Below are 12,320 nucleotides of genomic sequence, written 5' to 3'. Positions count from 1 at the left end.
TTGCAAATATAAACTTTATTGATTATAATAAACTATAGCAGGGTTATGTCAAGAATTGTTGAATTAAAACTTAGGGGAGTATTGGTTGATTAAAATTCCTGTTGATCAAATTAAATTGGGGGTAACTATTTTAAAAACTGATAAACCATGGTTAAATTTATCATTAATGAATAAACCCGTAACAGATCTTAACATTAAAGATATTCTCAAAAACTATGGTGTAAAAGAAGTTTTTATAAAAAAAGATGACATCGCTGAAGATATTTATGGCTTAGAAAAATCCTTTAAAAAAGAATTACTCAAACAAGCTGAAAAACTTGATATATCAAAATATACAACTACACTCAAAGAAATTGATGAGTTAAAATCTCTACATGAAAGAGCAAAAAAAATCACAAAACAACTATATTTAGATGCTAGAGCAGGAAAGTCGATAGATACGGATACGGCCAAGAAAGTAGTAGAAACTTTTGTTGATTCATGCTTTAAAAAACCACATCTTGTGGTAACTCTTTCAAGGCTTAAAAGTTTTGATGAATATACTTTCGTTCATAGCCTAAATGTTGGTATTTTATCCATTGTACTAGGCAAAAGATACGGTTTTGACGTGCCTGGGCTTAAAAAGTTAGGATTAGGTGCATTATTGCATGACATAGGTAAAATGAAAGTGCCAGATGAAATTTTAAATAAACCTGGAAAACTAACAGAGGAAGAATTTGTCATAATGAAAAAACACCCTGTTTATGGATATGAACTTTTAAAAAGCGATCCAAACATGACAGAAGAAGCTTTAAAAGCAGTCTATTTACATCATGAACGAGCAGATGGTAGCGGCTACCCTTTAGGGTTAAAAGAACCTCAAATACATTTATATGCTAAGATTGTTTCAATTGTTGACGTTTATGATGCAATCACTTCAAAAAGAGTTTATCATGATGCTATGCTTCCACCAAAGGCTTTACAAACAATATTTAGCTGGTCGGAAAAGCATTTTAACAAAATCCTTGTAAAATTTTTTATGGAGGTAGTCGGCATCTACCCTGTAGGAACTCTTGTTTTATTAGATACTGGTGAGCTAGCAATTGTTTTTGAACAAAACAAAGATGATCCCACTAGACCTAAAGTGCTTGTAATAACTGATGAAAGGAAAAAAACTACAGAGCCTTATCTTTTTGACCTAGGAAAATACAACCTATTGACCAAAAAACCTTATAAATCAATAATAGCACCTCTTGATTCAAAAAAATTACATATTGATACAAATAAAATTATGGATAAATTCCTATTAAAGGTAAAACAAGGAGTATCTATATGAAAAAAAATTATTATGCGCTTACTTTTATCAGTGAAGATAGGCCTGGTATTGTAGCAAAAGTATCTAAGGTCTTATATGAAAATAATTTTAATGTGGAGGACTCTTCCTCGACTCTATTAAGAGGTTTTTTCTCAATGATTCTGATAGTTAGTTGTACTAATGATTATAAAGTAAACGAGATAAAGAAAAAATTTGCACCTTTAGTTAAAGAACTTGGGATGGCTATAAGTGTTAGAAAAATTGATAAACTAAAAACGCTACCATCAGGAGAGACATTCATTATCTCAGTGTATGGTGCTGATAAACCAGGTATTGTGTTTAAAGTAGCAGATTTTTTAGCTAATAATGAAATTAATATCATAGATTTACAAACAAAAGTTGCAGGTAGTACTGAAAAACCTGTTTATATAATGGTGTTAGAAGTTATTATCCCTGAAGATCTCAAAAAGCAAAACTGGGTAGAAGAATTAAAAGAAATTGCAAAAAATATAAACACTGATATAAGTATTCGTCATATTGAAACATACGAGTTATAAATGGCTGTTAGAGATGTTTTAGTTTATCCAAACCCGCTTTTGAAAGAAATAAGTAAAGAACTTGATGATATTAATGAAAAAACAAAAAACGTAATTAAAGACTTAATAGACACAATGGATGCCACAAGCCATTCTACAGGTATAGCTGCGCCACAGATTGGTGAATTAATCAGAATTATAGCTATAGATCCTGGGAAAAATAAAAAATGTAAAAGTCATCATGGTAAAAGAGTAATGATAAATCCTGAAATTATAAAATGGGAAGGTCTTATTCAATCTCGTGAGGGGTGTATGAGTGTACCTGATTTTACAGGAAATGTTAATCGAGCTGAGAAAATTGTAGTCCAATTTTTTGATGAAAACATGAAACAACACGTTTTTGAAACAGAAGGATTTGAAGCTATATTGATTCAGCACGAAATTGACCATCTTGATGGAATACTATTTATTGATAGGATTATTTCCAAAAGAACCGATTTGTTTAGGAGGAAAAAGTACAAATGAAAGTGCTAATAACTCAAAAACTTCCTTTTGATATGGAAGAATACCTTAAAGATTTTGAATTGGATTACCGTAAAGAATCTACTCCCATACAATATGAAGAGTTATATGAAAGAGGGAAAAATGCTCATGGGATCATCTCGATGCTTTCTGATAAAATAGATAAAAATTTCATTGAGAATTGTGTAAATTTAAAGATCATTGCAAATTACGCTGTAGGTTATAATAACATTGATGTAACTTTTGCCACCAAAAAAGGGGTTGTAGTATGCAACACTCCAAATGTTCTAACAGAAACTACCGCAGAATTAGCTTTTGCTCTTATGATTTCAGTAGCAAGGAGAATTGTAGAAGCTGACAATTTTACAAGAAACGGTAATTTTACAGGATGGAGCCCCGAATTATACCTTGGTACCGACCTTTATAAAAAGACTGTAGGACTATTTGGGTTTGGAAGAATTGGACAAGCTTTTGCAAGATGTTGCAAAGGGTTTGATATGAATATTATTTATCATACTAGACATAGAAACTTTCAGGCAGAAATTTTAACGAATGCAAAATATGTGTCTTTTGACGAACTGCTTGAAGAATCCGATTTTATTGTAATTATAGCGCCATTAAATGATGACAGCTATCACAAATTTACTATCAATGAATTTAAGAAAATGAAAAACAGTGCTTATTTAATAAACATAGGTAGAGGTCCTATTATAAAAGAAGACGACCTTGTAACAGCACTTAAAGAAGGATTGATAAAAGGTGCAGGGCTTGATGTTTACGAATTTGAACCAAAAATACATCCAGAGCTATATGATTTAAAAAATGTTATTCTTCTACCTCACATAGGTAGTGCTTCTGTAGACACAAGAGCAAAAATGGCAAAGCTATGTGCAGACAGCATTATATCTTTGCTTAAATACAATAAAAAACCTATGAACGCCATAAATTAAAACCTAGTTCTATTAGATGTTGACAAATGATCAATTTTTATATAATTAAGTTAAATGAGATACAAAGTAAAGTTATGTTTACTCTTTTTTTTCGTATTCGTAGAAATATCGTATTCTAAAGAAATATTATTAGTGATAAGTTATCATAAAGATTTTCCATGGGTTAAAGATTTTGAAAAAGGTTTTTTTGAAGTAATTACAGAAAAAAGAGTAGAAAAATTTTATTTAAACTCTAAACATGGTTCAAATATCGAGATTGCCAACAATGTTACAAAAGCTGTAAAAATTATAGAAAAACAAAGCCCCAAAATTTTAGTATGTCTTGATGATAATGCTTTTGAATTTGTGTGTAAAAAATATTTCAATACTGACAAACAGATTGTATTTGCTGGCATAAATCGAGATAGATCTTATTATAATTTGGAAAAAGTCTCTAATGTAACAGGAGTCTTTGAGCACATTTATTTTGAACAAACCTTTGAAATAATTAAAGATGCATTTCCAGCAGCAAAAAATATTTTGCTTCTATCTGATAAAAGTGCCAGCTCTTTATCTGCACTTGAAAAGTGTCCCAAAAAATATAAAGGGCTACATATAACCATAAAAAATATTGAAAATTTTACAGATTGGCAAGAAGAGATAACGAAAGCTCAAGGTATTTATGATATATTAATTATTTTAACATGCGCAAAAATAAAAGATAACAAAGGCCGTTATTTACTTAATACTGATGTTTTAAGTTGGACTTTAAAAAATAATAGACTTCCAGAAATTACTTTACTAAACTGGATGGTACAAAAAGGGGCTCTAATGGGTGTGACGATATCTGGTTATTATCATGGCATAGAAGCTGGAACTATCGTCCAAAAACTATTAAATGGATTCCCCATATCCAAAATACCATACATCAAATATACCAAGGCTGAGCTTACTGTGAATTTAAAAAGAGCTAAAGAATTAAATATTCAACTACCTATAGGTATTTTAATGTTTGCAAATACCATTAATTAATCAATTGTCACCCTTTGGTGGCAAATAACGGATATTGAAGTAACAAAATTTAACATTAATACTTTTGATACTAAAAAGAATAAGTATTACTTGGATAATAATCATGTTTAAAAAAATTGCTTTATCAGGTTTTATTTTAATTTTTATATTTATTTTTTCTTTCTTCATTATACTACAATTACAAAAAAAAGAATACAACATAATCAAAGAATCAAATGCAAAACAGATAAAAATGTTAATAGCCGAACTTAATAATAAAATTGAATCAAACATAAATTCTGAAGTAGAAAAACTTCATATTTTATCAAAACTTATCACATATGATATTAATAACTTCCCAGAATATAGTGAGATAATTATTGACAATAATACAAATTCTTTCATTATGCTAATTTCTCAAGAGGGAAATATAGTTTTTACTTATCCTTTTCGGAAAAGTTTTGTAGGTTTTTCCATATTGTCATTTCCAGATATAGCAAATTTTTTTATCAGGTTAAAAAAAACAAACACACAACAAATTTCATTTTTAAACGTTAAGTATTTTGATAACAAAAATCTAAATTTTGTAAATAAAACATTTATAAGCATTGGAATTACTAGTAAACTTGTTAATAACAATAATTTTTATATTATAAAGTTCGTACCATATAACGTATTTTTTGGTAATGCGTTAAAAAAATTTAAAAATATGTTGGGTGAATCGATTGTAATTTATTTGAAAGATAAACCTGCAGTTTCTGATAATAATAGTATCTTTGAATACAATATCAAAGGTTTAAAATATTTTGTTGTTATAAAAGGAATACATGATTCTACAGCAAAGAGTCTTAAAACCCATTTTAAAAAAATTAACTTTTTGATAATTTTGTTAATTTCAATTACATTTCTAATGGGTGCTTTTATTATATTTAATCTGTTTGCATCTCATAAGAAACTTGAAAGCTTAGTTAATGAAAGAACCAAAGAGTTGAGTATTGAAAAAGAACGTTACAGACTTTTCTTTAATTATCTTCCATTAGCAGCCATAGTTTATGATCTTAAAAATCTACAAATTTCTAATTTCAATGACAATGCTGCAAATTTAGGAATCAGCAAAGGAAAAATCTTGAATGAATTAATTAATAACGAAAAAGCACTCCAGGAACACCTTGCTCTTGTTGAAAAAGAAGGATACGAATCTTCTGTTATCTACAGCGCTGACAAAAGAATTTTTGAACTTCATACTATAAAGCTTATGGATGAAAATAAAGCGCTATCCATAATTAATGACATAACTGAACAAAAGGCTATAGAAGAAAAACTTCAACAAGCGCAAAAACATGAAATAATAAACACAATCACCTCAGGAATATCTCATGACTTCAAAAACACGATCAATAATATACAAATTTATTTATCACTCATTGAAAAAAATAAAGAAAATTCTCAACATTATATAAATACATTGAAATCTATTATTATGTCGGCTAAAGAACATATTGAAAATTTATTAACTATTTCTCATCAAAGAAAACCCAAAACTATAAAACTTACATCAGAAGAGCTGATGAAAAACTTTATCCAGCTTGTTAATAATTATATTCCTAAAAATATTTATATAACATACATTAACTTGATTCCCCAAGCTAAGCTGAGGATTGCAAAAGGAAGTGTTATTCAAGCTTTTTTAAATATTATAATAAATTCTGTGGAAGCAATAGGAGATAATGAAGGAACAATAAGCATTATTGTAGACAAGGAACAAATAAATAAACAAAATTTTGTAAAAATAACTTTTAATGATAACGGACCTGGAATTAAAAACGATATACTAAAAAATATTTTAAAGCCTTTTTATACTACTAAAGAAAATGGTTGTGGTTTGGGACTTACTCTAGTAGATAGAGTAATCAAAGAATCAGGCGGATTTATGAATATTGAAAGTAATTATGGTGAAGGAACTACAATAAGGATTTTTTTACCGGAAGTTTGACACATGTTTAAAAACTTTGCTGAGATACTGAAGATAAACATAAAAGATAAAAATATTTCAGAAGAAATCATTTACTTATGTAAACATTCCTTGTTTCTTAAAAACTACATTTTAAAATTTCCAGAATCACTTTTAAAAGTAAAGCCATTATTAGGGAAAACTAGAGACAAACAAACAATATTTGCAGATTTATCACAAACTGATTACTTGAAATTTACTCCTCAACAATTTTGCAGCTTTTTACGTCATAAAAAAATGGAAGAATATATTATTATCGCTTATAATGATATAATTAAAAATATTGATGTATCAGAAACCACTTTCCACCTTTCTTCCTTTGCCTGTGCAATTTTAGAACTTACTTATAAATTTGCTTATAATCAACTAAAAAATAATTTTGGTACCCCTAGAAATAACGCTGGAGATGAAGTACCTTTTGCTATTATAGGATTGGGTAAACTAGGTGGTGAAGAATTAAATTTTAGTTCTGATATCGATATAATATATGTATACGGTACTGAAAAAGGGTTTACTGATGGAAAGAAAAAAATTTCTAATCATGAGTTTTTCGTAAAATTAGGTGAAAAAATTTTTCATTATCTATCCGATAGAGACGAAATAGGTATAGTTTTTAGAGTCGATTTAAGGCTGAGACCAGACGGAGAAAAAGGGCCTTTGGCTTTACCATTGAGAAGCTACGAAATTTACTATGAAACTTATGGGCAAAGTTGGGAAAGAATGATGCTTTTAAAGGCAAACCCTGTGGCTGGAAACATTGATTTTGGATATCAATTTCTTGAAACTGTAAAACCTTTTGTTTTTCGTAGGACCCTTGACACCAAACTCATCAATGATTTAATTGAAATTAAAAATAAAATTCAACGTCGAGTCGATTTAAAATCAAAAAATGAAAAAAATGTCAAATTAGGGTTTGGAGGCATCAGAGAAATAGAATTTATAGTTCAAGCTCTCCAAATACTAAATTATCCAAAACATCCGGATATTTTTCATAGAAATACTTTAAAGGCGTTAGAAAAATTAACTGAAAAAAAACTACTAAACGAAAATGATAGCAAAACATTAACTAATGCTTACAAATTTTTAAGAAAACTTGAACATATGACACAAATTGAAAATGAATTGCAAACTCATACAATTCCTGAAAACAGTACAACATTCCACCTATATTTAGAAAGATGTGGGTTTAACACCAAAGAAGAGTTTGAAAGTAGATATAATGAAATTACCTCATCTGTTAATAGAATATTTTCTAAGCTTTTGGAAAATAAAGATTATGATGAAACAGCTGTTCTGTTTGACGAAGAACTAGATATAGAAGATATAACTTTTTATTTAAAGAGTAAGAACATAAAAAAACCTGAAAAATGCGCAAAAATTATAAAACAGATAATTAGAGGAAATAGATATACTCCAAGACAAAAAGATGAAAAAAAACTCTTAAAGCTTTTTTTCAAAACCATTATCCCCAATCTTTATCAATACGAAAATCCAGATGAAATCTTAAATTTTTATGAAAAACTTTTTTTAAGAAGATCTAATCTCTATTTAATTTATGATTTGGGTTTAGAATCACCTCACTTTTTGCAAAAATTAACAAACCTGTTTGCAATGAGTAAACATCTTTCAGAAATTGCATTGAACAATCCAAACACATTAGAATTTTTATACGATCCAATCTCTCCTGATTATACTGTAGAGAAAATACTTTCTTTACTTAAAGATACCATCAATAAAAAAAATATTGATGAAGAACTGGAATACGAACTTTTAAGATTAAAACAAAAAGAATATATTTTTAATATAGGGTATCTTTATCTCAATAAAAATATAAACATTGTTCAAGCCATGTATTCTCTTACCAATATAGCAAGGGCATTTACTATTTTAGCTTTTGAAAGAAGTTTTAAGAAATTAACAGAAAAATACGGATCACCTATCACTAAGAATAAAAATATTTCCGACTACCTTGTCGTAGGTTTGGGTAAACTTGGAAGCTTTGAAATCAGTTTTGGATCCGATTTAGATTTAATAATTTTGTATGAAGATAATGGATTTACAGATGGTCCAAAAAAAATTACTAATAGAGAATTTTTTTCCAAATTAGTTCAAAAAGCAATTCATTATTTATCTACAATGACTTACAATGGATACCTTTACAAGGTTGATATGAGATTGAGGCCTAGTGGTTCAAGTGGAACTCTAGTAACAACAATAAAATCTTTTGATGAATATCATAAAAAAGAGTCAATGACATGGGAAAAGCAGGCGCTTTTAAGAGCTGACGTTATCAACGAGCAATCTTCACTTACACAACTTTTTTTCAGCATTAAAAATAGAATATTATTTACAAAAGAAGTTAAAATAAATCAGCTACAAGAAATATATGATATGAGAATGCGAATTGAAAAAGAAAAGGGGTCTCCTTATAACAAAAATGATTTCAAAGCAGGTTATGGAGGCCTAATAGATATTGAATTTATTGCTCAATCATTTCAATTAAAATATGGTTATACTTCTGAACTTTTGAAAGGAACTAACACTCATTATATTTTACATTTTTTAAAAGATTTAGGTTTTATTACAAATAGAAATTTCTATGCACTCCACAATTCTTATCTTTTTTTAAGGCATATTGAAAATCTGACTAGGGTCTATCAAAATTTATCAACTTCAAAACTTCCTAACGATAACAACCTGTTAGCACAGATTGGACATTTTTTTGGTTACAAAAAAGATGCTCATGAAAAAATTATCTCCGATTTTCAAAGTGTTAGGAAAACTGTAAGAGGAGCATTTAATCGCCTATTTGCAGAGCTTTTAAAAGAATGAAAATTCTTTATGTCCTTGATTACAACACTTTTTTAAGTGATTATGTTGGTGTAGCTAAACATGTCAACATTTATGCGGATTTCATCTGGTTTAGAATAAAAACAAACAATTTAAACTTAATTTATGAAAAAACACTAAAACTTACCAAGTTTATAGATAGGAAGAAATTGATTATTTCTGAACATATAGAAATTGCAGATATTTTATCCTTAAAAGGTGTTCATTTGAATAAATATTCAATACCTACAATAGAAATTAAAAACAAATTTCCATATTTAACTGTTGGCTATTCAGCGCATTTTCTAGATGAAATTTCAAAAATTGATGCAGATTATTACACTTTAAGTCCTATTTTTTATACAAAGAAAAATTATCCCATTACACCAATAGGTCATTGTATTCAAATTCCACTAAATAAAAAAGTATTCGCCCTTGGAGGGATAAACTCCAAAAATGTTTTATTGCTTAGAAACAAAGGATTTTACGGAATAGCAGGTATTAGCTTTTATAAAGAGCTTGAAAATATAAAAAATTTGCTGAATGTTTGAAGGCGACGCCCGGAATCGAACCGGGGTACGCGATTTTGCAGACCGCTGCCTAACCACTCGGCCACGTCGCCTTATGATAAAAAAGCGGGTGACGGGACTCGAACCCGCGACCTCAACCTTGGCAAGGTCACGCTCTACCAACTGAGCTACACCCGCTTACTAACTCATAATGGGATTTACTTAATATATTCAATGTCTTTTTTTGTCAATAAAAATTTTTTTCTTGAAGTCATCCCGTTTTTTTATTGCTAGTATAATTTGTGTTTATGTTTCAAATAGTTATACGTTTTTATTTATGGAAAAACATTTTCTTCATTCTCGCAAAACATCCGGTTTTGCTCCGAGGCAAGCTCCTCTAAAACCGCCATCCATGGCGGTTTTATGGGAACTTGAACCCAAAAAATGTTTTTCCATAAATAAGTTCAAGCGATGTAGTGTAAAAAATGAGGTAACTCTAGGGTGATTTTCGCTTGACATTTCTGATGTTCATTATAATTATACGGTATGTTGACAATGATTTGGTTGTGCTGGGGAGGACCTTTTTAATTTTAATATACACAATTTTAAAACAGTAGGGTTGTGTGAAATATATGAAGTATGGATATTACAAACGAATGTTTTTCAAGCCACTTTCAGAAGGTGGCATTGGCGGTAGCCTGCCCAGTATCCGTATTAGTGATTCATTTCATGGTCATTTGTAGCTATTTGGACTTGTTTGCAATTTTAAGTTTGAAATAATATCTTATTTTTATTGAAATTATTTTTATTGGGGCTGGTTTAGGGAGGATGTGATGAGAGTTTTGTTGTTTTTTCTCATTGTATCACTAAGTGCAGCCATTTCATTTGCTAAGGTAAACCTGAATACTGCAAGTTTAAAGGAGCTTATGGAATTAAAAGGGCTTGGTAAGAAAAAGGCAAAAGCTATTATTGAATATCGTATGGTTCTGCCTTTTGAGAAGGTGGAGGATGTTTTAAAGGTTAAAGGAGTAGGTAAGAGATTTTTAGAGAAGAATAGAGACAATTTGTGTGTTGGTGATGATTGTTAGTTAAGAAAATTATTACCAGCCCCATTTTTTAGGTAGAGTTAGATTTTATTTTGCAAGTCATTTTATTTTTTATTATATTAATTAAGTGTAGGAATAGGATAAAGAGGTAGTTTTATGGGTGAGAATAAAAAAGATAAAGAGATTTTCCCAACGGAAATTCAGGCGCTTATAGCGGGGATTTTTCCTAATACAAGGTATTTTGATGATAAGTTTAAGTATTTGCAGTTTCAAATAAATGTTCTTAGAGATAATCAGAATGAATTTAGAGATCAACTGAAAGACTTCAAGAAGGATGTTGATTATAGGTTTAATCAAATAGACAAACGTTTTGAGCAAGTGGATAAGCGCTTTGAACAAGTAGATAAAAGAATAGATGAATTAAAAAGTGATATGATTTATAGGTTTGAACAGGTAGATAAACGTTTTGAGCAAGTAGATAAACGTTTTGAGCAAATGATAGCAGCTGTTGAGAAGCTGTCAGATAAGTTGGATAAACGTGATATAGAGCAGAGGAATTTTACCATTAGGATGTTTTCCATCTCTATAGCTATTTCAATATTAGGGGCATTAGGTGCTTTTTTGAAGATATTAGGGGTTATATAAAATTATAAATTTTGAGTGTTGGATTTTGAATTTTGAATTATAAGTTATGGATTTTGAATTATTTTTTAAATAATTAGCAAACAATAAACTAACTATAACTAACTATAAATTTAAACCCAGCACAGAAAATGAGAAAAATAAACCCAAAGCCAAAAATACCCAACACCCAAAACCTAATATAATTACTGCGAACTACCATGAATAACCATAAATAACAACAAAATAAAAACATATTGATTAAAATCTCTTTGGATATATAATTGTATATATAATGTAAGTTTGTAATTGGAGGTTTTATGGCTGTTGTGAAAAAGCTTATATCGTTGGATGAGTCTGTTGCAAGAGAATTGGAAATAATCTCAAAAGCCTTAAATAAAAGTCAGAAAGAAATCGTTGAAGCTGCTTTGGATTTTTATTTCGATTATACTGATGGTATTATTGCTGACAAAATTACTGATGACATCAAAGAGGGTAAAATAAAAGTTTATGATAGCAAAGAAGTTTATGATGAGTTAGGAATAGATGTCAAAGAAGTTGAAGGTTAAATATTCTGAGATTGCCGTAAAGGATTTAAAGAATTTTAATGTGGCCGAAAGACAACTAATTGTTAAGAAAATTCATTACTTAGCTGATAATTTTGAAGAGCTCAAAAAAACAAAAAAAATCACAGAGCTTAAAGGGACAAAATACAAAGGACAATATCGTTTTATTATAGCAAGAAAAATAAGAGCTATTTTTAGGATAGAGAATGAGGAGTTAATTTTATTAGTTTTGCGCATTGGTAAAAGAAAAGATGTTTATAAATAATAGATTTTGGATTATGAATTTTGAATGTTGGATTTTAGATTATGGATTTTGAATTATTTATTTAAATATTTAGCAAACAATAAACTAGCGATAAACTAACTACCAACTAACAATTAACTAACCAAAAATTACTTGGGATACCGATACATGATTTTCAATATATAGTGAGTTAGAATAGTGG

General features: G+C 29.1%; 12 protein-coding genes and 2 tRNA genes. 12 read left to right on the top strand and 2 right to left on the bottom strand.

Annotation, left to right across the window (positions count from 1 at the left end):
* Nucleotides 1-85: 85 nt before the first annotated feature.
* The 8 genes from OWK30_RS03045 (at nt 86) to OWK30_RS03010 (ending at nt 9,683) form a co-directional block, all read left to right on the top strand.
* Entirely contained in the window at nt 86-1,315 is a 1,230-nt protein-coding gene (locus OWK30_RS03045; protein ID WP_423323476.1) for a cyclic di-GMP phosphodiesterase, read from the top strand.
* The gene (locus OWK30_RS03040) at nt 1,312-1,851 is read left to right on the top strand and encodes a glycine cleavage system transcriptional repressor (RefSeq protein ID WP_423323474.1); all 540 of its coding nucleotides are present in this window, start codon (nt 1,312-1,314) and stop codon (nt 1,849-1,851) included. The genes OWK30_RS03045 and OWK30_RS03040 overlap by 4 nt, the downstream gene beginning before the upstream one ends.
* A complete protein-coding gene (gene def / locus OWK30_RS03035) occupies nt 1,852-2,355 on the top strand; it encodes a peptide deformylase (protein WP_423323472.1) in 504 nt (167 codons plus the stop codon).
* Nucleotides 2,352-3,302 carry a 2-hydroxyacid dehydrogenase gene (locus tag OWK30_RS03030; protein WP_423323470.1) on the top strand — a complete coding sequence of 317 codons (951 nt, stop codon included), beginning with the start codon at nt 2,352-2,354 and terminating at the stop codon, nt 3,300-3,302. The genes def and OWK30_RS03030 overlap by 4 nt, the downstream gene beginning before the upstream one ends.
* Before the next feature lie 54 nt (nt 3,303-3,356).
* On the top strand, nt 3,357-4,313 hold the full coding sequence (locus OWK30_RS03025; RefSeq protein ID WP_423323468.1) for an ABC transporter substrate-binding protein: 957 nt from the start codon (nt 3,357-3,359) through the stop codon (nt 4,311-4,313).
* Between the two features lie 103 nt (nt 4,314-4,416).
* Nucleotides 4,417-6,285, top strand: a complete 1,869-nt coding sequence (locus tag OWK30_RS03020) for a two-component system sensor histidine kinase NtrB (protein WP_423323466.1) — start codon at nt 4,417-4,419, stop codon at nt 6,283-6,285.
* A 3-nt stretch (nt 6,286-6,288) separates the two neighbouring features.
* Nucleotides 6,289-9,135: a bifunctional [glutamate--ammonia ligase]-adenylyl-L-tyrosine phosphorylase/[glutamate--ammonia-ligase] adenylyltransferase gene (gene glnE / locus OWK30_RS03015; protein WP_423323464.1), complete on the top strand. Its 2,847-nt coding sequence runs from the start codon at nt 6,289-6,291 to the stop codon at nt 9,133-9,135.
* The gene (locus OWK30_RS03010; RefSeq protein ID WP_423323462.1) at nt 9,132-9,683 is read left to right on the top strand and encodes a thiamine phosphate synthase; all 552 of its coding nucleotides are present in this window, start codon (nt 9,132-9,134) and stop codon (nt 9,681-9,683) included. Before glnE ends, OWK30_RS03010 begins: the two co-directional genes overlap by 4 nt.
* Here the strand turns inward: OWK30_RS03010 and OWK30_RS03005 are convergent.
* A tRNA-Cys gene (locus tag OWK30_RS03005) sits at nt 9,684-9,754 on the bottom strand.
* Nucleotides 9,755-9,766: 12 nt separating this feature from the next.
* Nucleotides 9,767-9,839: transfer RNA gene (locus tag OWK30_RS03000), tRNA-Gly, on the bottom strand.
* A gap of 635 nt (nt 9,840-10,474) precedes the next feature.
* On the opposite strand from OWK30_RS03000, the gene OWK30_RS02995 reads away from it, so the two are divergent.
* From OWK30_RS02995 to OWK30_RS02980, 4 genes are all read left to right on the top strand, one after another.
* A complete protein-coding gene (locus OWK30_RS02995; RefSeq protein ID WP_423323460.1) occupies nt 10,475-10,729 on the top strand; it encodes a ComEA family DNA-binding protein in 255 nt (84 codons plus the stop codon).
* Between the two features lie 114 nt (nt 10,730-10,843).
* Nucleotides 10,844-11,332 carry a coiled-coil domain-containing protein gene (locus OWK30_RS02990; RefSeq protein WP_423323458.1) on the top strand — a complete coding sequence of 163 codons (489 nt, stop codon included), beginning with the start codon at nt 10,844-10,846 and terminating at the stop codon, nt 11,330-11,332.
* A 296-nt stretch (nt 11,333-11,628) separates the two neighbouring features.
* Nucleotides 11,629-11,877 carry a BfmA/BtgA family mobilization protein gene (locus tag OWK30_RS02985; protein WP_149266592.1) on the top strand — a complete coding sequence of 83 codons (249 nt, stop codon included), beginning with the start codon at nt 11,629-11,631 and terminating at the stop codon, nt 11,875-11,877.
* Nucleotides 11,855-12,139, top strand: a complete 285-nt coding sequence (locus OWK30_RS02980; RefSeq protein WP_149266593.1) for a type II toxin-antitoxin system RelE family toxin — start codon at nt 11,855-11,857, stop codon at nt 12,137-12,139. The genes OWK30_RS02985 and OWK30_RS02980 overlap by 23 nt, the downstream gene beginning before the upstream one ends.
* Nucleotides 12,140-12,320 lie beyond the last annotated feature (181 nt).

The sequence above is a fragment of the Deferribacter abyssi genome (assembly GCF_049472655.1).
Lineage (GTDB): Bacteria > Chrysiogenota > Deferribacteres > Deferribacterales > Deferribacteraceae > Deferribacter > Deferribacter abyssi.
Note: the sequence above shows the minus strand (reverse complement) of the source record. Positions and strands in the feature narration are given on the sequence as shown.

Bases quoted from the DNA above. Each gene is read 5' to 3' on its own strand.
- OWK30_RS03040 (WP_423323474.1), top strand. From the start codon at position 1,312: ATGAAAAAAAATTATTATGCGCTTACTTTTATCAGTGAAGATAGGCCT.
- def (WP_423323472.1), top strand. From the start codon at position 1,852: ATGGCTGTTAGAGATGTTTTAGTTTATCCAAACCCGCTTTTGAAAGAA.
- OWK30_RS03030 (WP_423323470.1), top strand. From the start codon at position 2,352: ATGAAAGTGCTAATAACTCAAAAACTTCCTTTTGATATGGAAGAATAC.
- OWK30_RS03025 (WP_423323468.1), top strand. From the start codon at position 3,357: ATGAGATACAAAGTAAAGTTATGTTTACTCTTTTTTTTCGTATTCGTA.
- OWK30_RS03020 (WP_423323466.1), top strand. From the start codon at position 4,417: ATGTTTAAAAAAATTGCTTTATCAGGTTTTATTTTAATTTTTATATTT.
- glnE (WP_423323464.1), top strand. From the start codon at position 6,289: ATGTTTAAAAACTTTGCTGAGATACTGAAGATAAACATAAAAGATAAA.
- OWK30_RS03010 (WP_423323462.1), top strand. From the start codon at position 9,132: ATGAAAATTCTTTATGTCCTTGATTACAACACTTTTTTAAGTGATTAT.
- OWK30_RS02995 (WP_423323460.1), top strand. From the start codon at position 10,475: ATGAGAGTTTTGTTGTTTTTTCTCATTGTATCACTAAGTGCAGCCATT.
- OWK30_RS02990 (WP_423323458.1), top strand. From the start codon at position 10,844: ATGGGTGAGAATAAAAAAGATAAAGAGATTTTCCCAACGGAAATTCAG.
- OWK30_RS02985 (WP_149266592.1), top strand. From the start codon at position 11,629: ATGGCTGTTGTGAAAAAGCTTATATCGTTGGATGAGTCTGTTGCAAGA.
- OWK30_RS02980 (WP_149266593.1), top strand. From the start codon at position 11,855: ATGTCAAAGAAGTTGAAGGTTAAATATTCTGAGATTGCCGTAAAGGAT.